The sequence below is a fragment of the Pararhizobium sp. DWP3-4 genome (assembly GCF_049898205.1).
GTDB lineage: Bacteria > Pseudomonadota > Alphaproteobacteria > Rhizobiales > Rhizobiaceae > Pararhizobium.
The window spans coordinates 279,300-300,087 of sequence record NZ_JAFCXF010000001.1 but is presented as its reverse complement, the minus strand read 5'-3'; the positions used below and the strand labels follow the sequence as shown (position 1 = coordinate 300,087).

Here is a 20,788-nt window from a genome sequence, read left to right as displayed (position 1 = left end):
GAACGGGTATGAGACACATTGCGTTCGCACTCGCCCTCCTTCTATCAGGTACGGCTGTGTCGGACACCGCCAATGCCGAAACACTGAAATTGCTGACGGAGGAATATCCTCCCTACAACTTCAGCAAAAATGGGGTCATCAGCGGTGCTGCCGTCGAGCAGGCCGAACTGATGATGAAGGGCCTCGAGACGCCCTACTCGCTGGAAATCCTCCCTTGGGCGCGGGCCTTGTCGCTTGCGGAAAATCAGCCATGGACCTGCGTCTTCACGACAGGGCATGACGATGAGCGGGACAAACGCTTCAAATGGGTCGAGCCGCTGCTCGTCGATCGCATGGTCATGGTGCGCAAGACGAGCTCCGGCGTCAATCCGGCCAACATCGAAGAAGCCAAGCGTTTTACTGTGGGGACGCAGCGTGGGGATTTTTCCGCCACCTATCTGCAGAACCACGCTTTTCTCAAAATTGATCTCGCTGCCGACATGGAAACCACCGTCAAGAAGCTGCTCGGAGGGCGCATCGATCTGATGATGACCTCCGAAAAGACGTTCGAGGCGATGCGCGACGAGGGAAAGGCGCTTGAACCCGCGCTCGTCCTTGAAGGCAAGCTCTATGGTTTCGCCTGCAACCTCAACCTGCCCGACGCCCTGGTGGAAAAGATGCAGGCACAGCTCGAAAAACTCATCGCCGACGGCACGCAGGACCGGATTTTCGCCAAATACGGACTGCGCGGGAACCGCTAGGCCAGCCAAACCAAGCCTCACATTCTCTGGAGGGCACCTGTGCCGGTCTCCCCTGCACGCACCAGGGTCTGACCGGAAATCTTTGCACCCGTAGCGCAAACAGTTGACATCCGGCCGCCAACACGGTGCAAGACGGGTCTGTCCGACTGTTAGAGATACATCCATGCAGATTTTCGCAGGTCTTGGTAATCCCGGCGCCGACTATGCCGGAAACCGCCACAATATCGGTTTCATGGCCGTCGACGCGATCCAGCGGCGGCACAGCTTCTCGCCCTGGTCGAAGAAGTTCAAGGCGCTGATTTCGGAGGGCGAGATCGGCGGCGAACGGGTGCTCCTGATGAAGCCGCAGACGTTCATGAACCTGTCGGGCGAAGCGGTCGGCGAAGCCATGCGCTTCTACAAGCTGGAGCCGAAGGACATTTTGGCGATCTACGACGAACTCGATCTGATCGAGGGCAAGGCGCGGATCAAGACCGGCGGCGGCCATGGCGGCCATAACGGTATCAAGTCGCTCGATGCCCATTGCGGCCGGGAATACCGTCGCCTGCGCCTCGGAATCGGCCATCCCGGCTCCAAGGAGAAGGTGAACAACCACGTGCTCGGCGATTTTTCCAAGGCCGATAAGGTCTGGCTGGAGCCACTGCTCGATGCACTTGCCGACAATGCCGGGATGCTGGTCAAATCAGACGATTCGCAATTTCTCAACAAGCTGACGCTGGCCACCGGCGGCAAGCCGGAACCTGAACCGGCACCCGCCAAACCGGCTGGAAAATCGCATATCCGCCAGGCCCGCAACAGCGCCCAGCCAAAGATCCTGCCGACAACCGGACCGATGGCCGATATGCTGAAGAAGCTGTTCGGCAACAAGGACGAATAGACGTGCAGGCCGACGATTTCCGTATCCGGCCGGCAGCACAAGGCGACCTTCCGGCGCTGCTTGCGCTCTACCGCCAGCTCAACCCAGACGATCCGGAGATGGTGCCGGATATCGCAACTGAGCGCTTCGCCGAGATCACCGCCCAGCCCGGCATGACGGTGCTGATCGGTCTCTCGGGCGAAGCCTTAACCTCGTCGGTGACGCTTGTGGTAATCCCCAACCTCACCCGCAGCGGCGCGCCCTATGCGTTGATCGAAAATGTCGTCACGCACGCGGAATACCGCAAGCGCGGCCATGCGAGGGCCTTGATCAAAAACGCGCTCGAATGCGCCTGGCGACAGGGCTGCTACAAGGTCATGCTGCTGACCGGTTCCAAAGAACTACCGACACTGAAATTTTATGAGGGCTGCGGCTTCACGCAGAACAAGACCGGCTTCCAGATCCGGCGTCCGCCCGGGATTTGACGCTCCCGAAGAGCGCCTCCCCTATTCTTCCGGCTCGGTGGTGAACATCAACGGAAAGCCCGCTTCCTTGCCGAGATCGGTTGCTTCCTTGGCCTTGCTTTCGGCAATATCCTTGGCACAGACGACGATGACGCAGACTCCCATCTTGTGCGCCGTCAGCATCATCCGGTAACCGGTCTCCTCGCTCATGTGAAACACCGCCTTCAGCACCATGATGACGAATTCGCGCGGCGTATAATCGTCGTTGATCAGAATGACCTTGTAGAGCTTCGGCCTTTCCAGCTTCGGCTTGGTCGTCGTTTTCGGCTTGAGACTGGTGTCGTTGTCCGCCATCGGAAATCCACACTTTTCGCAGGGGAGTGGAGGATGGAGACATTGTGCATCGTGACCAGCGCCGAGACAAGACGGACAACGGGTCGTCAGTCCGCAGCGAGCAACAGGACGGCCTGATCGGTCTTTTTCAAGATTGCCGCCGCTCGTTTGTCGAATGTTGCGAAAACCACGCCACCAAGCCTGCGTCCCTCGAACGCGATGACGCCATCGGCAAAATCGCCACCAGCATTCATGACGGCGAGTCCCGCTTCGGCTGCCATGCGTTCGATGACGATCTTTTCCGCTCCCAGAAGCCGGACGATGACAGCGATCACTTGCTCTCTGCTCAGTCGATAGGAACTGCGCAGAACCCACACCGTTTCGCAGAGCGTTACCAATGGAATGACGATGCAGTCCGCAGTTGTCAGCGCGTTTCTCGCCTGACGAGTTTCGCTGTTGTCGTCATCGACAATGCTGCGAATAAGCACGTTGGTGTCGGCGATCAGCTTCAATACTTGACCTCGCCTGCCCAGCCTGCCGCAATGGCTTCATTGATATCATCGATCGTCGGAACTCTGCCGGTCGTATTTTTTACCATCCCGAACAGCCCTTCGATACTCTGTTTTTCCGGCTTGACGATGCTAACGGACACCCTGCCGTTCGCCAAAAGATCGACATTGAGGCTATCGCCCGGTTGAGCACCGAGATGCTGCAAAACTTCCTTTTTAAGCGTAACCTGCCCTTTCGAAGTGACTTTTAGCATCGCCATGTTTATCTCCTGTACAGCCTTGAAAGTAAGGTAAAACAGCCTTACCTGCAAGTCGAAATGCCATCAGGTGTCACCTTAACAGCTCTGAGGCTTGACCTCGGCCCAAGTTTCCGCAAAAGGCACTGCAACAGAATTCGATTGGACAGGTTTCAAGACCATGGGTTTCAAATGCGGTATCGTCGGACTGCCGAATGTCGGCAAGTCCACACTCTTCAACGCGCTGACCAAGACGGCGCAGGCGCAGGCCGCGAACTATCCGTTCTGCACCATCGAGCCGAACACCGGCGAAGTGGCCGTGCCGGACCCGCGCATGCGCAAGCTGGCCGATATCGCCAAGTCGAAGGAACTGATCCCGACCCGTATCTCCTTTGTCGATATCGCCGGCCTCGTGCGTGGCGCGTCGAAGGGTGAAGGCCTCGGCAACAAGTTCCTCGCCAATATCCGCGAAGTCGATGCGACCGTGCATGTGCTGCGCTGCTTTGAAGACGACGACATCACCCATGTCGAAGGCCGCATCAATCCGGTTGGCGATGCCGAAACGATCGAAACCGAGCTGATGCTCGCCGATCTGGAAAGCCTGGAGCGCCGCACCGAGCAGACGCGCAAGCGCGCCGCCGCAAAGGACAAGGAATCGGTCACCCTGCTGCCGGTCATGGATGCAGCCTTGAAGCTGCTTCAGGACGGCAAGCCGGTACGCACGCTCTTGCCGACGCTGGATGCGGAAGAAAAGCTGGTGCTGCAGAGCCTCAATCTCTTGACCGCCCATCCGGTTCTCTACGTCTGCAACGTCGCCGAAGCCGATGCCGTATCCGGCAATGCCCACACCAAGGCCGTTGAAGAAATGGCCAAGGCGCAGGGCGCCGAAACCGTGGTCATCTCGGCTGCGATCGAATCCGAAGTTGCGCAATTGCCGGAAGAGGAAGCCAAGGAATTCCTGGAGGCGCTCGGCCTGCACGAAGCCGGTCTCGACCAGCTGATCCGTGCTGGCTACAAGCTGCTCGACCTGATCACCTATTTCACCGTCGGCCCCAAGGAAACCCGCGCCTGGACCATTCCGCGCGGCACCAAGGCACCGGCCGCAGCCGGCGTCATCCACACCGATTTCGAACGCGGCTTCATCCGCGCCTTCACCATCGCCTATGACGATTATATCGCCTTCGGCGGTGAAAGCGGCGCCAAGGAAGCCGGCAAGGCGCGCGACGAAGGCAAGGAATATGTCGTTCAGGACGGCGACGTGATCCACTTCCGCTTCAACACCTAAACCAAGCGGCAAGCCAGCCAAGTGGCTCCGCCTGCGACAGACACTTCAAGACATGACAACGCCGTTCGTTAACTCTAGCGAGCGGCGTTGCCGTCTGTGGCGATGGCAGCGGCCATTGGCGCTTGCCCTTCCGGCGTGCGGCTCTATGTTTGCCTCGCAATCACTCAAGGAGTTTTCCATGCGCCTGCTACCTGCCCTTCTGCTTTCAACCGCCCTCGTCGCCCAGCCGGTGCAGGCCGCAGATATCAGCCATCAGGGCGCTCAGGAACTCGAGCAGAAATTCACCGCCTACCTGCCGGAAACCTTGGCGAAGTCCGGCCTGATCAAGGTCCGCCCCGGGACTGCCGATTACGAGCTGACCTTCGATCCGACCGTGCTCCTGAAGGACGTTGATCCAAAGACCTTCAGCATTTCGGGCCTGAAGCCGTTTCTGTCGCTGATCCGGCCGATGGAAGACGGGCTCTGGCACTTCTCCCAGGCAGCCGATCTCGATGTGAAGGGACAGTTCACCGCAGGAACCGAAAAGACAGATTTCACCTACAAGGTCGACGCGATGCGTACCGAAGGCATCGTCGATCCCGATCTGCTCTATTTCAAATCCGCCGACATGTCGGCAGACGGCCTTTTCATGACATCGACATCGCCGCAGCAGTCGGTCGAGGCGCGGTTCGGGTCGATGAAATCGACGATGAATGCGACGCGGACAACGCCTGAGACCATCGACATCCGCTCCAACATGGCGATGAAGGGCTTTACCGAAACGATCATCGATCCCGCAAAAATGAAGGTCGATATCTCCGCCGATAGCATGACGGCGGATGTCGCGTTCAACGGGCTCACCTATCGCCCGGTGCAGGATCTGGTTTTCTTCGTCCTCGACAATGTGAAGAAGGAAAAGCTGCTGCCGACCGAGCAGGTCCGCCTCAAGGCTCTGGTGCGGGCCAACCTGCCGATGTTTGACAACCTTTTGGAATCGATCGAGGTCGCCAATCTCAAGGTCGCTACCCCGACCGGCACCTATGGCGCCGAAACCCTGCGCTACACGATCGATACCAACGGCCTGAAGGATGACGCGAAGGTCGGCTTCGGCGTCACCATCGACAAGCCCTCGCTGCCGCCTGGCCTGGTTCCGGATGCCTTTGCCTCGGCGCTGCCCGAAACCGTGACCACCCGCATCTCGCTGGAAAAGCTCAACCTGGCAAGCGGTATCACCTATCTGATCGACCGCGCCAATTTCGACGCCGACAAGCCGCTGACCGACGAACAATCGGCGGAAGCCGGCCGCATCTTTCTGCCGGGCGGTGCCATGACGATCAAGTATGACGAAGTTTCGGCCCGCTCCGCCGTTTACGATTTCAGCCTGTCGGGCACCACAACCGTCTATCCCGAACAGCAGGGCCGCCAGAACACCGACATCACCCTTTATGCCAAGGATTTCGACAAGACGATCTCCTACCTGCAGAACAATGCTGCGACCGTGCCGGAATTCGGTCAGGCCGCGTTCATGCTGTTGATGGTCAAGGGCTTCGCCAAGCGGGCGCCGGATGGCCGTGATATGTGGAACATCGTTGTCGACGAAAACAAGAAGGTGAAGATCAACGGCCAGGACCTGCCTTTCCAGCCTTGACCCGGAACGCCATCGCATTGCTGTTTTCATTTCCCAGAACACGCACGGATGTTAGAACGTGCGTGTTGGAGGACCTTTGACCATGCTTCACTTTGAAGATTTTCCGGCCGGTAAACGGTTCGATTTCAAGCCGATCGAGGTCAAGGCCGAGGAGGTCATCGCCTTTGCGTCGGAATTCGATCCGCAGCCGATGCACCTATCGGAAGACGGAGGCAAGGCCAGCATCCTGGGCGGACTTGCGGCCTCGGGTTGGCATACCAGCGCGATGATGATGCGCATGCTGTGCGACAGTTATATCCACGAGACGGCGTCTGAAGGTTCTCCCGGCGTCGACAGCATGGAGTGGAAGAAGGCGGTGCTTGCCGGCGATACGCTGTCTGGCAGCTGCACCGTCGTCGATGCGCGGGTCTCGCGCTCAAGACCCGAGATCGGCATCGTGCGGCTGCGGGCCATCGTCACCAACCAACGCGGCGAGACGGTGGCGATCTGCGAGTATGCCAACATGATCCGCTGCCAGCCGACGGGAGAACAAACGGCGGGAGAAAAACCATGAAGCTGTCGGACCTTCATCCTGCGGGAATACGGGAAACCATCGGCACGGTGACTTTCACGGCTGAGGACATCATCCATTTCGCCGAAAAGTTCGATCCGCAGCCCTTTCATCTTGACGAGGAACGAGCCAAACAGTCGCTGTTCGGCGGGCTCTGTGCATCCGGCTGGCATACCTGTGCCGGCTGGATGAAATGCTTTGTCCCTTACTGGTTGGGCGAAATGAAGCGGCTGGCGGCCGAAGGCATCGTGGCGCCAAAACTTGGCCCGTCGCCCGGTTTTCGCGACATGCGCTGGCTGCGGCCGGTCTTTGCCGGCGACACGATCACCTACTTCGTCACGTTCGTCACGGCAAAGGATCTGGAATCACGGCCGGGATGGCGGATCAACACCATCCTCTGCGAAGGCGAAAATCAGGATGGCCAGCCGGTCATCCGGTTCGAGAGCAAGGTCATCGAGTTCCCTTGAGATAACCCGTCGTCAGCCCTTCGCGCGGTAGACCGGATGCAGGCGTGAGGTAATGCCGGCAGGCAGGACCGAAACGATGGCCCGCCGCAGCACCTGCCAGAAGATACCGATCATCAGCACGACAACGCCGACCGCAAGCACGGTGACGGAAAAATAATCGCTGAAATCCACACCGCCGCGCTGAAGGATCGTCCAGATCGCCAATCCGAGCGACAGTAGCCCGGACGTGACGAAGGCGCGCCGGTCGATGATCAGGCCGACAGCCATGAACGCGATGACGATCGCCAGCACGGCTGCGGCATCGCTCGGCGATGTCGCATCCCCCCACCATTCTCCCGACACGTTGCGCAGGAAGATGAATGACAGCATGGCATAGAGCAGCGCCGGAGCAGCCGCCAGATGCAGCCAGAACGCTACGTCGGATTGACGGCTCTTGCGGGTTGGATCGGCAATATCGTAGGACATTGCCGCCGAAAAGATGCCCAGCGCGCTGATCAGGAATATGCTCGCAGTGAGGCCTGTATGCTCAGTGATGAGCTCGGCCGAGCCCAAGACCTTGGAGAGCAGGACAAGCACGATATCCATGGCCAGCAAGAACAGAGACAGAAGCGTCGCCGCAAGGGCCGACGGTACCCGGTATCGCCAGTAGAATGCCGCCATAACAGCGGTAAAGATCGGCAGTACCATAAGCCAGTCGGTCAAGGTGTCGAGCCCCTCGGGGGCCGCCACTTCGACAACCAGAAGGGCAAACATGACGGTCCAGTGCGCCAGAGCCACCGTCAGCGCCACAGCCGGAAGCGCCAGACGTTGCCGCCGGATCAGAATTTCAGCCAGAATGACGATGGCCGGGAAGACCGCGAACAGGCTGCCGATACCCCAGAGCCCAACCAGCGCTACGATGACGCCGATGGTTATCAGGATATCGTGAAAGCCGCGAACGAAGCGCGGCTGTTCGCTTTCTTCGGCCTCAAGCGCATCGTAGGCCAGCAGGGCTGAGCCAGCTGCGGCACGCTTTTCGTCACTCGCGCCAGTGTCTGTGGCAAGCAGAAACGGCACCAGCTTTTCAGCCTGTGCGGGCGTGATAATCCCCTCGTCAGCGGCGGAGCTGAGCGCATCGCGTATCGAAACCATGTGTGTTTTCCTGGTGTATCAGTGGCCGTCGAATTCGATCAGCGTGCGAACCTCGACACCGAGGGCTTCGAGCTTCTTGCGGCCGCCGAGTTCCGGCAGGTCGATGATGAAACAGGCGGCGACAATATCGGCGCCCATCTGCTGCAGAAGCTTGGTCGCGCCTTCGGCGGTGCCGCCGGTGGCGATCAGGTCATCGACCAAAACGACCTTTTCACCCGGCTTGATGGCGTCGCGGTGCATTTCCATCTCGTCGACGCCGTATTCTAGGCTGTAGGCGATGCGGACGATATCGTGCGGCAGCTTGCCCTTCTTGCGGATCGGCACGAAACCGGCCGACATCTGGTGCGCCATGGCGCCGCCCATGATGAAGCCGCGTGCCTCAACACCGGCAACCTTGTCGATCTTGGTACCTGCAAAGGGCTGGATCAACGCATCGATCGCGCTGCGAAAAGCGCGCGGATTGCCGAGCAGCGTGGTGATATCGCGGAACATGATGCCGGGCTTCGGATAATCCGCAATGTTGCGGATGGAAGCGATCAGTTCCTGCTGAAGAGAAGAGCTCATGATGGTGGGCATGCCTTTGCGGAGGTCTCAGGGAGACGAAGGCATAGCATCAAAGCCCGGGTTTTCTATAGTGCTTTCTGATCGAAATCGGCGGGGAGCAGGACCGAAACTGCCCTGCTCCGCGATCCCAACCTATTGGGCGGTATCGCTCGTCTTGAGCTTGTCCTGCACCTTCTTGGCGACATCCGGATTGGTCTGCGCCGCTGTGATGATGGTCTTGTATTCGTCAAGCGACATGTCGGGTGATTTTTCAACCGCATTGATCATCTGCTTGTTGGCTTCGTTCTGAAGCTTCTGCTTGTTCACCGCATCCTTTTCGGCGCCGATCTTGGCGGCATAGTCCTGCCGCACCCTGTCGACCTGCAGATAGGCGACGGCGAAGGCTTCGATCTTCTGGTCGCTGATGGCGGCGGGTGCCGTGCCCTGCATCGGCTGGGTTGCCTGTGGCTCAGCAGCGCCTTGGGCAAAGGCGGGCGAATTGATGACGATCAGGCTGAGAGCGGCAGCGGTCAGGGCTGCAACGGGCATGTGGCGAATGGTCATATGCGTGTCCTTCCTTAAGTCAGTCTCAAGACGATTTTCACCGTCCTTTCCAAAAGGGGCGAACCCCGACCCCAAGGGTTGAGGATGGATCGGGCGACAATGTGACCCTGAAAAGGAAGCATCAAGGCGATGTCGCGTTTAGAAAACGGGCATTCGCCAAAAGGGTCCGGTCAACATTGTGAGCGCCAGCGAGCAATCGGCGGAACCATCGTCCCGCGTTTTCGGTTATAGTCGTACCGTTCCGCCTGGCCGAAATCCAGGCCGGGCAGAATATGCAAACGCAAGGAGGAGCATCATGCGATTGTTTGAATGCGGGACCCTCGTGCCCGGCTGCGATTGGCACACCCACGCCGACAGCGACGCCGAAGTCGTGCGGCGTGCCGTGGAGCACATGCGCTCGACGCATGGCGAAACGCTGATTCGCGAAAACATGGTCGACAACATCAAGGCGCGGATTGTCGAGGAGGCGAAGGTCGCCTGAGCCTCAGCCGTCAGTTTCAGACCATCGTCAGTTTCAGGTCAGCGATTGAAGCCGGGCAACCAGCGTTGCCCGGTCGGCATTGAAATTTCCGTCCACCCACTTGTCCTCAAGCTGCCCCAGAATTTCCCCAACGCGCGGGCCGGCAGGAATGCCGATTGCCAGAACATCGGCTCCAGTCAATGGGAACACCGGCTTCTGCCATTTCTCCGCTAGCGTCAGCAACCGCTGAAGCCGCGCCGTCTCGGGCAACTGCGACGGGTCGTTTTCGGATTTTTGGCGCGCGGAGGCGAGCGAAAGCCGCAGCGCCGTCGCCAAACCCTTCTCTCCGTTCCGGTAAAGCAACCTGTCGAATGCGGTATCGGCAATCTCGGCAGGCAGGCGCGGTGCCTTGGTCCAGGCGATAAAATAGGCCGCTTCAGCCTTCGACAGCCGCAACCGCTTGGCCATCGCATCGAGCCGTTCCGCATCCGGCGGAACGATGGATGCCAGCCTGAGCAGCGGATCGGGCAACCAGCCGAAAGTCTGTTCGGCGGCAATCAGACCCGGGATTGCGTCGATACCCCATTTCTCGCTTTCCGGCAGGATTTCGCTCAGTACTCCGGAGGTGCGCATCCACAGCAGGGCGCGGCCCGGATCGCGCGCCGAAAGCAGCTTCTTCAGTTCCGACCAGACCCGCTCAGCCGATAGTGTCGAAAGCTTCGAGCGCGCCTGGGCGCAGGCCCGCAGACCGTCGGCATCCGGGCGGCCTGAGCCGTAATGAGCGAAGAAACGGAAAAAACGCAGCACCCGCAGATAATCTTCGGCCACCCGCTCGCTGGCATTGCCGATGAAGCGGATCGTGCGCGTCTCGATGTCGGGCAGACCACCGGCGAGGTCGATCACCTCGCCCTTGGCATTGGCATAGAGTGCGTTGATCGTCAGGTCGCGCCGCTGCGCATCCACCGTCCAGTCGGTACCGAATGCGACCTCGGCATGGCGGCCGTCGGTCTCCACATCGCGGCGCAAGGTCGTGACTTCGTACGGTTTTCCATCAATGACAAGCGTCACCGTGCCGTGTTCGATGCCGGTCGGCACCGCCTTGATACCAGCCAGTTTGGCACGGGCAACCACCACCTCCGGCAGGAGCGTGGTGGCCATGTCGATATCGGCGACGGCAAGGCCCATCAGACTGTTGCGCACGGCACCACCGACGACGCGCACCTCGCCGCCATCGGCATTGAGAAGATCGAAGATGCGCGTCAGCGCGGGCGCCGAAAACCAGGCCTCGGTGGCAACGGAGGTCATGCGTAAAGCCTTTCATACAACATGCGGACAATGCCCGCAGTAATGCCCCAGATATGCTGCTCGCCATAGGGCATGCTGTAAAAATGCCGCTCGGCACCTTTCCAGGTCGCCTGGCCGCGGCCGTGATTATCAGGGTTCATCAGGAAGGACAGCGGCACGTCGAAAACGGCAGCGACCTCCGCAGGATTGGGGATGAGATCGTAACCGGGCTGGACCACGGCCAGAATGGGGGTGATGCGAAAGCCGGACATCGCCATGTAATAGGGCAACCGCCCGACCGTCTCGACGAAGCGGCGGTCGAGGCCGATTTCTTCCTCGGTTTCGCGCAGAGCCGCACGCTCCGGTGTATCGTCTTCGGGATCGATGGCGCCGCCGGGAAAGGAAACCTGGCCGGAGTGCTTGCGCAGCGTCGCCGTGCGCCGGGTAAAGATAACCCGCGCCTCATCGCCATCGTCGATCACCGGCACGAGAACGGCAGCATCCCTAAGCTTCAGGGTTTCAAGGTAAGGCACCGTATCCGGATTGAGCAGAAAATCGCCATGGTCGCGCCAGGCCTCCTCGGCGGGACTGCCGGATTGCTGGAGCGCGCGGCGGCGAAAATCGTCGGCTGAAAACAATATGCCCGTCATACCGACAGCGCTTCGAGTTCTTGGGCCGGCATGATGGCGAAGGTCACGCCACAGGAAAGTACGGCAAACATCTCGATACCGTCGATCTCGATCGTCTCACCAAGTGCCACCAGATCGTACATGACCGCGCGGGAGACCAGCGCCTCCAGCCGGCCGCGTACATGCAGATAGGGTTTCAGTTCGCGGTTTTCGCCATGCACGACGAAACGAAGCGCATGATCCGGGCCTGCCTCGACGACATCGCCGACATTGGTGCGGAAGGTGAGGACGGGCGTGCCGTCGCGTTCCGTCACATTCATTTCGACGGCGACAAAAGGTGCATCGACGATGCGGATGCCCAGTTTTTCCACAGGAGTTACCAGATAGGTGTTGCCGTCCTCGTCCTTGCGCAGAACCGTGGAAAACAGCCGCACCAGAGGCAGCCGGCCGATCGGCGTACCCATGTAGAACCAGGTTCCATCGGCGCGGATCTCCATGTCGATATCGCCGCAAAACGGCGGATTCCAGCGCTCGACGGGGGGCAAGCCCTTGGTCTGCCCGTTGGTTTGCCCGGCCGCGCGGGCGATCAGCGCCGCAAGTCCCGCCGCATCGCCCGTTCCATGTATTTCCGCATCCGCCATCGTTCCGTCCCGTTTGGCCCTATTCTTGCTTTTTATCGAGCACTGGCTCACGAGATAGTGCGTTGCCCCCGTCTTGTCAGCCACCGGGCGGAGCATAGATTGAAAATCAGAGACGAAAAGCGCGCTTTTCGCGATTCGGCACCGTTGCCGGCCACTGGAGACAGACAATGGGTGTGATGAAAACCACAGACGGCGCGGTCGACGACAAGGCGATCGTCGCCGCCGCCGAAAAGGCGCTGGGCGAGATCGCCCTGATCCGCAAGGAAGTCGGCAAGGTGATCTTCGGCCAGGAAAGCGTCGTCGAGCAGACGCTGCTCGCGGTCCTGTCGGGCGGCCATGCGCTGCTGGTCGGCGTTCCCGGCCTTGCCAAGACCAAGCTGGTATCGACGCTCGGCACCGTGCTCGGCCTCAATTCCAGCCGCATCCAGTTCACCCCCGACCTGATGCCATCCGATATTCTCGGCTCCGAAGTGATGGACCAGGACGACAACGGCCGCCGGTCGTTCCGCTTCGTGCCCGGCCCGATCTTCACCCAGCTTCTGATGGCCGATGAAATCAATCGCGCCAGCCCGCGCACGCAGTCGGCGCTGCTGCAGGCCATGCAGGAATATCACGTCACCGTTGCCGGCCAGCGCAACGACCTGCCGCAGCCGTTCCATGTGCTGGCGACGCAGAACCCGCTGGAGCAGGAAGGCACCTATCCCCTGCCCGAGGCCCAGCTCGACCGCTTCCTGATGCAGGTCGATGTCGGCTATCCCGAACTGGCGGCGGAACGGCAGATTCTGCTCGAAACCACCGGCACGCATGAATCCGAGGCGCGCGACGTCATCGATGCCGCACAGCTTCGGGCTATCCAGCACCTGATCCGCCAGATGCCGGTCAGCGAGAAAGTCGTTGATGCCATCCTGTCGCTGGTCCGCTCGGCCCGCCCCGGAAACGGCAACGCCGCTACCGACAAGAACGTCGCCTGGGGGCCCGGTCCGCGCGCCGGCCAGTCGCTGATGCTGTGCGCCCGCGCCCGTGCCCTCTATGACGGCAGGCTGGCACCATCCATCGATGACATCATGGCATTGGCTGAACCGGTGCTGCAGCACCGCATGGCGCTGACATTCGCAGCCCGGGCCGAAGGCATGACGGTACGTGACGTGATTACCGGCCTGGTCAAGCAAGCCAAGGGATAATGAATGGCTGCCATAGGCCAAATCGTCGAGCCGACGCCTTCAGGAGACGTGCTTTCCCGTGCGCAGAGCCGCGCCCGGCTGATCCCGGACTGCATGGTCGAGGCCAAGCGCATCGCCAATACGGTGATTTCCGGCTGGCACGGGCGCCGCAAGCGCGGCATCGGCGAGAATTTCTGGCAATTCCGGCCCTATAGCGACGGCGAGAGCCTGTCGCGTATCGACTGGCGCCGCTCCGCCCGCGACGATCATACCTATGTGCGCGACCGCGAATGGGAGGCCGCCCACACGATCTGGCTCTGGGCCGACCTATCGCCGTCGATGATGTACAAATCGAAGTTCGGCTCGGTCTCCAAGGAAAGCCGGGCACTGGTGCTGATGCTGGCGCTTGCCGAAATTCTGGCCCGTTCCGGCGAGCGCATCGGTTGCCCCGGCGTGATGGAGCCGGTGTCGGCCCGCAATGCCGCCGAACGGCTGGCAACCGCCCTGATGCACACGCCGCTTTCCGGCGGCCTGCCGCAGACGGCGATGATCCGTGGCGCCAGCGATCTGGTGCTGGTCGGTGACTTCCTTGATCCGGCCGATACGATCATGGCACAGCTCGGGCCGCTGGCCCGGCGCGGATTGCGCGGCCATGTCATCGAGATTGCCGACCCGGCCGAGGAAAGCTTTCCCTATGCTGGGCGTACCGAGTTCACCGATCCGGAAACCGGCGAGAAGCTGACCGCCGGCCGTGCCGAAATCGTCCGCGACGACTATCGCCGCGCCTATATCGCAAGGCGCGACAGTCTCGGCGAAAACCTGCGCCATCTCGGCTGGACGTTTACGCCGCACCGCACCGATCACCTCGCCTCCGAGGCGCTGGTCGCCGTGCACATGTACCTCTCCGGCATGCCCGGGCGCGCCACCCATGGAGGCCAGCTGTGAGCTTCCTGCCGTTCATCTTCGCCAATCCGCTGATGCTCGCCGCCCTCGTTGCCCTTCCGGCGATCTGGTGGCTTCTGCGCATGACGCCGCCGAAACCCGTCACCGAGGTGTTTCCGCCGCTGCGCATTCTCGCCAGCGTCCTGAAGCGCGAGGAAACGCCGTCGAAAAGCCCGTGGTGGCTGACGCTGCTGCGCATGCTGATGGCCGCCGCCATCATTTTTGCCATAGCCGATCCGGTGTTCAATCCACGCTCCAACACGCTGGCCGGCAACGGCCCGCTGGCGCTGGTGATCGACAATAGCTGGGTGACATCGACCGACTGGCAGCGCCGGGTGGAGACGGCGGATGCGTTGATCATTGACGCCGAGGAAAAGGACCTCCCGGTCGCCGTCGTCTTCACCGCAGATCAGGACCACAATGCCGTACCCGGATCGGCCGTCACTGCCCGCAACCGCCTGGCCGCCGCCGCACCGCAACCGCTGCGCCCGGATCGGGAAGCGGCGGTCAACGCGCTGAAGACCGCGCTCAATGGCATTGCCCCCGGTACGCTGGCCTTCCTTTCGGATGGTATCGAGACGGGTGACGGCAAAATCATGGCCGAGCTTGCGGCGCTCTCGCCCGAAAATTTCAGGCTAATCGAAGGCGGCAAGGATCAGGCCGTGGCGATCAGCAATTCCGCCAATGATGCCGAATCGATGGTGGTCAGCGCCACCCGCCTCGATACCACCACTGCGCGCACGCTGCCGGTCACCGCCTACGACACGCGCGGCCGGGCGATCGCCAATGGCTCCGTCGCATTTGCAGCCGGTGAAGGCATCGCCAAGGGAACGCTCGCCGCGCCCTTTGAACTGCGCAACGATTTTGCCCGCGTCGCCATCGATGGCGCGGCAACAGCCGGCGGCACCTTCCTGCTCGATGACGGCTTTCGCCGCCGCCGGGTGGCGCTGCTCAGCGGTGAAGCCCGCGACCAGTCGCAGCCGCTGCTCTCGCCGCTCTATTATATCAACCGGGCACTCGCCCCGTACGCAGATCTGATCCAGCCGGCCGAAGCCGACCTCGCCGTCTCGATCCCCGAACTTCTGGCCCAGAAGCCGTCAATGCTGATCATGGCCGATATCGGCCGCCTGCCAGAAGAAACCTATGCACCGATCACCAAGTGGATCGAAAACGGCGGCACGCTGGTTCGCTTTGCCGGTCCGCGTCTGGCCGCAGCCCCGGCCGACGATCCGCTGGTGCCGGTAACGCTGCGGCAGGGCGAACGCGCATTGGGCGGCGCCCTCTCCTGGTCGGAACCACAGCCGCTTGCCGACTATCCGGCGCTCAGCCCGTTTGCCGGCATGCCGAAACCGCAGGGCATTCTCGTCAAGCGTCAGGTGCTGGCCGAGCCGACTGCCGATCTTTCATCGCGTACCTGGGCGAGCCTTGCCGATGGCACGCCGCTGGTGACAACGAAGACCCAAGGCGCTGGCCGCATCATCCTGTTCCATGTCAGCGCCGAAGCGACCTGGTCGAACCTGCCGATCTCGGGTGATTTCGTCGAGATGCTGCGCCGCAGCGTGCAATTGTCGCGCAGCGGCGGCGTGGCGAGCGAAGCGACGGCAAAGGGCCAGACACTGGCGCCATACCGCCTCTTGAATGCCAATGGCGTGCTAATCAGCGAGACCGGCAAGGCGCGGCCGCTGGAAATTGCCACTGGGACCACCCCGGTCTCAAGCGCAGAGCATCCGCCTGGTCTCTATGGTTCTGAAGAAGAATTTGCCGCACTGAACCTTTTGCCCCGCGATACGGAGTTGAAGGCGATCGATGCCACCGGCCTGTCCATTCCGTACACATCGGAGCCCCTGATCGGTGCAGAGGCCTGGTCGCTGAAGCCATGGCTGTTTGCGGCAGCGCTTATACTGCTGCTGATCGATTCCGCCGTGGTTCTGTTCATGGGCGGCGCCTTTGCCCGGTTGAGAATGCCGGCAGCAGCGGCGATCGCGCTGGCGCTCGCGGCAGGTTTACTGGTCGCGATCCCCGGCCAATCGCTGGCCGATGATAGCAAGCCGGGCGACGACATCATCCTGCGGCAATTGGACAAGACCCATCTCGCCTATGTCATCACCGGCGAAGCCGATGTCGATCGTATGTCCGAACGCGGTCTCGCGGGCCTCACCGACTTCCTCACCTACCGCACGACGCTCGAACCCGGCCCGCCGATCGGTCTCGACATCGCTTCGGACGAACTGGCGTTCTACTCGCTGATCTATTGGCCGATATCCGCCAATGCGCCGATGCCGAGCCCGGCGGCGATCAGTCGGATCGATGCCTATATGCGTTCCGGCGGCACCGTGCTGTTCGACACGCGCGACCAGTTTTCCTCGCTATCATCCGGTTCGGGCACCAGCCCCAATTCCGAACGGTTGCAGGCGATCCTTGCCGATCTCGATATCCCGCCGCTGGAACCGGTGCCGACCGACAACGTGCTGACCAAGTCCTTCTATCTGCTCTCGAACTTTCCCGGCCGCTACAATGGCAGCCCGCTGTGGATCGAGGCGCAGCCGGACAATGGCTCCCAGCCAACCGGCAGGCCGGCGCGTTCAGGCGACGGCGTGTCGCCGATCATGATCACCGGCAATGATTTTGCCGGCGCCTGGGCGATCGACACCAACGGCATGCCGCTTCTGCCGACCGTACCGCCGGACGAGCAGCAGCGCGAACTCGCCTTCCGCTCCGGCGTCAACATCATGATGTATATGCTGACCGGCAACTACAAGGCCGACCAGGTGCATATCCCTGCTTTGCTCGAACGGCTTGGCCAGTGAGGGCACACCCATGACACTCTATTTCCAGCCGCTATTGCCATGGTCTTTCATTGCCGTGCTTGCACTTATTGCAATCCTGCTGTCGGCGCTCGGCTTCTGGCGTGGCGTCCGCGGTGCCGCCTTCCGGACGGCAGCACTTGCAGCCTTGATCCTTGCCGTCGCCAATCCGGTGTTCTTTCAGGAGGAACGCGAGCCGCTCTCCACCATCGTCGGCGTTGTCGTCGATCGCAGCCAGAGCCAGGACAATGCCGGCCGCCGCGCCATGACCGACGAAGCCTTGGCGACGCTGAAACAGCGGTTGGCCAAATTCCCGCAGATCGAGGCCCGCATCGTCGAAGCCGCCGATGACGAGAACACCGAAACGCCATCGACCAAACTGTTCACGGCCCTCCAGACGGCGCTGGCCGACGTGCCGCCCGCCCGCGTCGGCGGGGCGATCTTCATCACCGACGGCCAGATCCATGATGTTCCCGATATCAACCAGCCGCTCGGCTTCGACGCGCCGATCCACGGGCTGATCACCGGCGAACCGGACGAATTCGACCGCCGCGTCGAGATCGTCAGTGGGCCACGCTTCGGCATTGTCGGTGAAGAGCAGAAAGTGACGTTCCGCATCGCCGATGACGGAAAGGCGCCCGGCGGCACCGCGGAAGTCACCGTCAGCCTGAACGGCAATCAGATCGCCATGGAAATGGCCGAGCCCGGCACCGATGTACCCTTCGCCTTCACGGTGCCGCGCGGCGGCAACAACATTCTCGAATTTGCCGTAGCACCTGTCGCCGGTGAAGTGACGGAAGCCAACAACCGCGCCGTCCACGTCATCGATGGCATCCGCGAAAACCTGCGCGTACTTCTGGTGTCGGGCGAGCCGCATGCCGGCGAACGGGCCTGGCGCAATCTGCTCAAATCTGACGCCGCCGTCGATCTGGTTCATTTCACCATTCTACGGCCGCCGGAAAAGCAGGACGGCACGCCGATCAACGAATTGTCGCTGATCGCCTTCCCGACCCGCGAGCTGTTCGTCGACAAGATCAAGGAATTCGACCTGATCATCTTCGACCGCTACCAGCATCGCGGCGTTCTGCCGATCCTCTACTATGACAACATCGCCCAATATGTCGAAAACGGCGGCGCGCTGCTGATTGCTGCAGGCCCAGAACATGCCGGCGATGATTCGATTGCAACGACCCCGTTGTCGGCAGTGCTGCCTGCCAGCCCGACCGGCTTTATGAACGAAAAGGCCTTCTATCCGCGGCTGTCGGAAGAAGGAAAGAAACATCCGGTGACCCGCGGCCTTGAAGGCGCCGACAGCGAGCCGCCGCACTGGGGCCGCTGGTTCCGAACGGTTGATGTCGATACACCGCTCGGCCAGACCGTCATGCAGGCCGCCGATGGCAAGCCGCTGCTGGTGCTGAACCGCGTCGGCAAGGGCCGGGTCGCCATGCTGCTCTCCGACCAAGGCTGGCTCTGGGCACGCGGCTTTGAAGGCGGCGGCCCGAGCGTTTCGCTCTACCGCCGCACGGCCCACTGGCTGATGCAGGAACCGGCGCTGGAGGAAGAAGCGCTGACGGCGCATGCCAGCGGTAGAACACTGGAAATCGCCCGGCAGACGATCGCCGGTGATCCCGGCGCCGCCACGCTGACCTACCCTTCCGGCAAGACCGAGGAAATCACGCTCAACGAAGGCGAACCCGGCCTCTATAAGGCCAGTGTCCGCACCGCCGAAACTGGCCTGTTCGAAGTCACCAATGGTGAACTCAACACGCTGGTGCATGTCGGCAGCGTCGATGCGCCCGAGTTCAAGGCAACCATCTCGACCACCGAGACGCTTGCCCCCTGGGCGCAAAAGACCAAGGGTCTGGTGCAGCGCCTCGCCAATGCCGATGGGCCGGTGGATATGCCGCAGATCCTGCCGGTCCGCGGCACCGTCCGCGTTGCCGACGATCAGCGCATGTCGCTGCGAATGACCGACGAAACGGTGCTGAAGGGCATCAATTCGCTCTCGCTGTTCGCCGGCTTCCTTGGACTGGCGGCGCTGCTGTTCGTGCTTTCGGCCACGTGGCATCGCGAGGGACGGTAAGGGGCATTTGCTGCGGTTCTCCGTTTTGCAGTATCAAAGCCGCCATAGCCTCCGTCATTCCTGTGCTCGTCACAGGAATCCAGTGCGCCGCGTCTGCGGGCGCGTAAGACTCTTCTTCTAAGCGGAGTAACTGTCCCCTCACGGCGCAGACGCGCCGTGGCTGGATTCCTGTGACAAGCACAGGAATGACGGAGGATAGTTTTGACAAGCCGTCATTCACACTGACTTTGAGCCGAAGGGCTAAGCCCTTAAAGCCTTTTGCGAATCGGATCGAATTCCGGCCCCGGTTTGCGCTTGACCGGATCGGGTTTGCCCTCGTCGATGGCCTCCCAGTATTTCCAATTGACCTTCTGCGAGCCGAGTTCGTAGTCCATGCCGTCCCAGCTGTCCTCGCGAAAACTGTAGAAGGCCCAGTGCAGTTTGCTGCCGTCGAGCGACGTCAAGACATCCTCGAGATAGGTTTTGCAACCGTCCCAGCGGCGCATGCAGCCGAATTCGCCGGCGACCATGCGGTTGCGTGGCACGTCGTGGCTGTCGGCCCAGTCGACCGGCTGCTGCAGATAGGCGGCGACCCGTTCGCGGTTCCAGGTTTCTTCCATCTCGCCAAACGGAACCTTGCCCGGATAGGCATAGGGTTTTTCACGTTTCATGTTTGGCGCGCTGGTCGCGGCATAAGGTTCATACATATGAAAGCTGTAGAGAACCTTTTCGTCGGCGAGCGGCTTTGGCCAATAGCTGAAAGCGTCGGCCGCCGCATACCAGCCGGCATCCGCCATGATCGGGGTTGACGGATCGACCTCGCGGATGGCCTTGATCACGGTGTCGTAAAAGGCCGGAAGGTCACGAGCGGTATCGGTCTGCTTCGCATACCACTCCTTCATTGCCTCCGTGCCGCCATGCTCGGCAACGCCATTGTTCTTTTCCGGCGCCGGTTCGTTGATGATGTTGTAGGCGGCGACGCCCGGATGGTCCTTGAGGGCTGCAGCCAGATCCTTCCAAAAAGCGGCGGATTGTGCCCAGAAGCGCTTGTCCTGCCAGATCCGGCCATCGAACTTGTTGCCGTTGTTTTGCGCCCAGCGCATGCCGGGTAGCGACAGCGGCGTGATCACCACCTTCAGCCCTGCCTTCCCGGCGCGGTCGAGCGCAGCCTTCAGCGTCGCCAGGTCCTGCGCCGGAATACCTTCGTATTTGTCGGCGTCACCGATCAGGAAGTCGCGTTTAGCCGGCTTCCACTTGTCGTAGGACAGCCGCACCCAGGTGGCGCCGTAGCCTTTGAGGGCATCGAAATAGGCCTGATCCGGTGGCAGCCGGTTGAAACTGTTGCCGCCGTGCTGCGGCTTGTCCCAGAACTGGATGAGATCGGCGGCGGAAGCGGATGTGGCAAGGAGAAGCGAGGCGAAGACGGCGGGCAGCAGACGCATTCAAAATATCCCGGTTGCGATGGCCGGGATATTCGCAGTCACTGTGGCGGAATTGGGAA

Annotated in this window: 22 protein-coding genes; 12 read left to right on the top strand and 10 right to left on the bottom strand. The window is 61.3% G+C overall.

Translation table 11 applies throughout. From position 1 onward, the window contains the following. Positions 1-8 precede the first annotated feature (8 nt). The 3 genes from ACP7E6_RS01415 to ACP7E6_RS01405 all read left to right on the top strand — a co-directional run bounded on the left by ACP7E6_RS01415 (position 9) and on the right by ACP7E6_RS01405 (position 2,081). Positions 9-740 carry a substrate-binding periplasmic protein gene (locus ACP7E6_RS01415; RefSeq protein ID WP_426227233.1) on the top strand — a complete coding sequence of 244 codons (732 nt, stop codon included), beginning with the start codon at positions 9-11 and terminating at the stop codon, positions 738-740. 163 nt (positions 741-903) lie between these two features. Then, a complete protein-coding gene (pth, locus tag ACP7E6_RS01410; RefSeq protein ID WP_426227232.1) occupies positions 904-1,617 on the top strand; it encodes an aminoacyl-tRNA hydrolase in 714 nt (237 codons plus the stop codon). 2 nt (positions 1,618-1,619) lie between these two features. After that, entirely contained in the window at positions 1,620-2,081 is a 462-nt protein-coding gene (locus ACP7E6_RS01405) for a GNAT family N-acetyltransferase (protein ID WP_426227230.1), read from the top strand. Positions 2,082-2,102: 21 nt separating this feature from the next. On the opposite strand, the gene clpS is transcribed toward ACP7E6_RS01405, so the two are convergent. From clpS to ACP7E6_RS01390, 3 genes are all read right to left on the bottom strand, one after another. Then, on the bottom strand, positions 2,103-2,414 hold the full coding sequence (gene clpS / locus ACP7E6_RS01400; protein WP_426227228.1) for an ATP-dependent Clp protease adapter ClpS: 312 nt from the start codon (positions 2,412-2,414) through the stop codon (positions 2,103-2,105). A gap of 86 nt (positions 2,415-2,500) precedes the next feature. Next, positions 2,501-2,905, bottom strand: a complete 405-nt coding sequence (locus ACP7E6_RS01395) for a type II toxin-antitoxin system VapC family toxin (protein ID WP_426227226.1) — start codon at positions 2,903-2,905, stop codon at positions 2,501-2,503. Continuing rightward, a complete protein-coding gene (locus ACP7E6_RS01390; RefSeq protein ID WP_426227224.1) occupies positions 2,902-3,162 on the bottom strand; it encodes an AbrB/MazE/SpoVT family DNA-binding domain-containing protein in 261 nt (86 codons plus the stop codon). Before ACP7E6_RS01390 ends, ACP7E6_RS01395 begins: the two co-directional genes overlap by 4 nt. A gap of 157 nt (positions 3,163-3,319) precedes the next feature. Between ACP7E6_RS01390 and ychF the strand changes: the two genes are divergently transcribed. From ychF to ACP7E6_RS01370, 4 genes are all read left to right on the top strand, one after another. Continuing rightward, entirely contained in the window at positions 3,320-4,423 is a 1,104-nt protein-coding gene (gene ychF / locus ACP7E6_RS01385; protein ID WP_426227222.1) for a redox-regulated ATPase YchF, read from the top strand. 178 nt (positions 4,424-4,601) lie between these two features. After that, positions 4,602-6,050, top strand: a complete 1,449-nt coding sequence (locus tag ACP7E6_RS01380) for a hypothetical protein (protein ID WP_426227220.1) — start codon at positions 4,602-4,604, stop codon at positions 6,048-6,050. A gap of 82 nt (positions 6,051-6,132) precedes the next feature. Further along, positions 6,133-6,603 (top strand): MaoC family dehydratase, encoded by a 471-nt coding sequence (locus ACP7E6_RS01375; RefSeq protein WP_426227218.1) that lies wholly within the window; start codon positions 6,133-6,135, stop codon positions 6,601-6,603. Further along, on the top strand, positions 6,600-7,067 hold the full coding sequence (locus ACP7E6_RS01370; RefSeq protein WP_426227216.1) for a MaoC family dehydratase: 468 nt from the start codon (positions 6,600-6,602) through the stop codon (positions 7,065-7,067). Before ACP7E6_RS01375 ends, ACP7E6_RS01370 begins: the two co-directional genes overlap by 4 nt. Before the next feature lie 12 nt (positions 7,068-7,079). On the opposite strand, the gene ACP7E6_RS01365 is transcribed toward ACP7E6_RS01370, so the two are convergent. From ACP7E6_RS01365 to ACP7E6_RS01355, 3 genes are all read right to left on the bottom strand, one after another. Next, on the bottom strand, positions 7,080-8,198 hold the full coding sequence (locus ACP7E6_RS01365; RefSeq protein ID WP_426227214.1) for a hypothetical protein: 1,119 nt from the start codon (positions 8,196-8,198) through the stop codon (positions 7,080-7,082). A gap of 18 nt (positions 8,199-8,216) precedes the next feature. After that, positions 8,217-8,762, bottom strand: a complete 546-nt coding sequence (locus ACP7E6_RS01360; RefSeq protein ID WP_060506056.1) for an adenine phosphoribosyltransferase — start codon at positions 8,760-8,762, stop codon at positions 8,217-8,219. 132 nt (positions 8,763-8,894) lie between these two features. Beyond that, on the bottom strand, positions 8,895-9,305 hold the full coding sequence (locus ACP7E6_RS01355; protein ID WP_426227212.1) for a DUF4168 domain-containing protein: 411 nt from the start codon (positions 9,303-9,305) through the stop codon (positions 8,895-8,897). A gap of 295 nt (positions 9,306-9,600) precedes the next feature. On the opposite strand from ACP7E6_RS01355, the gene ACP7E6_RS01350 reads away from it, so the two are divergent. Next, positions 9,601-9,786: a DUF1059 domain-containing protein gene (locus ACP7E6_RS01350; protein WP_426122341.1), complete on the top strand. Its 186-nt coding sequence runs from the start codon at positions 9,601-9,603 to the stop codon at positions 9,784-9,786. A gap of 33 nt (positions 9,787-9,819) precedes the next feature. On the opposite strand, the gene ACP7E6_RS01345 is transcribed toward ACP7E6_RS01350, so the two are convergent. From ACP7E6_RS01345 to ACP7E6_RS01335, 3 genes are read right to left on the bottom strand one after another with little or no spacing between them, the layout of a single operon-like run. Further along, a complete protein-coding gene (locus tag ACP7E6_RS01345; protein WP_426227210.1) occupies positions 9,820-11,070 on the bottom strand; it encodes a CCA tRNA nucleotidyltransferase in 1,251 nt (416 codons plus the stop codon). Beyond that, positions 11,067-11,699 carry a CoA pyrophosphatase gene (locus ACP7E6_RS01340; protein ID WP_426227209.1) on the bottom strand — a complete coding sequence of 211 codons (633 nt, stop codon included), beginning with the start codon at positions 11,697-11,699 and terminating at the stop codon, positions 11,067-11,069. The genes ACP7E6_RS01345 and ACP7E6_RS01340 overlap by 4 nt, the downstream gene beginning before the upstream one ends. Continuing rightward, positions 11,696-12,319, bottom strand: a complete 624-nt coding sequence (locus tag ACP7E6_RS01335) for a DUF1285 domain-containing protein (RefSeq protein ID WP_426227207.1) — start codon at positions 12,317-12,319, stop codon at positions 11,696-11,698. Before ACP7E6_RS01335 ends, ACP7E6_RS01340 begins: the two co-directional genes overlap by 4 nt. 167 nt (positions 12,320-12,486) lie before the next feature. Here ACP7E6_RS01335 and ACP7E6_RS01330 point away from each other — a divergent pair, with 167 nt between their 5' ends. The 4 genes from ACP7E6_RS01330 to ACP7E6_RS01315 are packed head-to-tail and all read left to right on the top strand — an operon-like array spanning position 12,487 to position 19,308. Further along, the gene (locus ACP7E6_RS01330) at positions 12,487-13,500 is read left to right on the top strand and encodes an AAA family ATPase (RefSeq protein WP_426227205.1); all 1,014 of its coding nucleotides are present in this window, start codon (positions 12,487-12,489) and stop codon (positions 13,498-13,500) included. A gap of 3 nt (positions 13,501-13,503) precedes the next feature. Continuing rightward, entirely contained in the window at positions 13,504-14,424 is a 921-nt protein-coding gene (locus tag ACP7E6_RS01325) for a DUF58 domain-containing protein (RefSeq protein ID WP_426227203.1), read from the top strand. Positions 14,425-14,456: 32 nt separating this feature from the next. Continuing rightward, positions 14,457-17,228, top strand: coding sequence for a DUF4159 domain-containing protein (locus ACP7E6_RS01320; RefSeq protein ID WP_426228488.1), 2,772 nt, complete (start codon positions 14,457-14,459; stop codon positions 17,226-17,228). A 10-nt stretch (positions 17,229-17,238) separates the two neighbouring features. Next, positions 17,239-19,308, top strand: coding sequence for a hypothetical protein (locus tag ACP7E6_RS01315; protein ID WP_426227201.1), 2,070 nt, complete (start codon positions 17,239-17,241; stop codon positions 19,306-19,308). Positions 19,309-19,556: 248 nt separating this feature from the next. Here the strand turns inward: ACP7E6_RS01315 and ACP7E6_RS01310 are convergent, their stop codons facing one another. Further along, positions 19,557-20,729 carry a glycoside hydrolase family 5 protein gene (locus ACP7E6_RS01310; protein WP_426227199.1) on the bottom strand — a complete coding sequence of 391 codons (1,173 nt, stop codon included), beginning with the start codon at positions 20,727-20,729 and terminating at the stop codon, positions 19,557-19,559. Between the last annotated feature and the right edge of the window lie 59 nt (positions 20,730-20,788).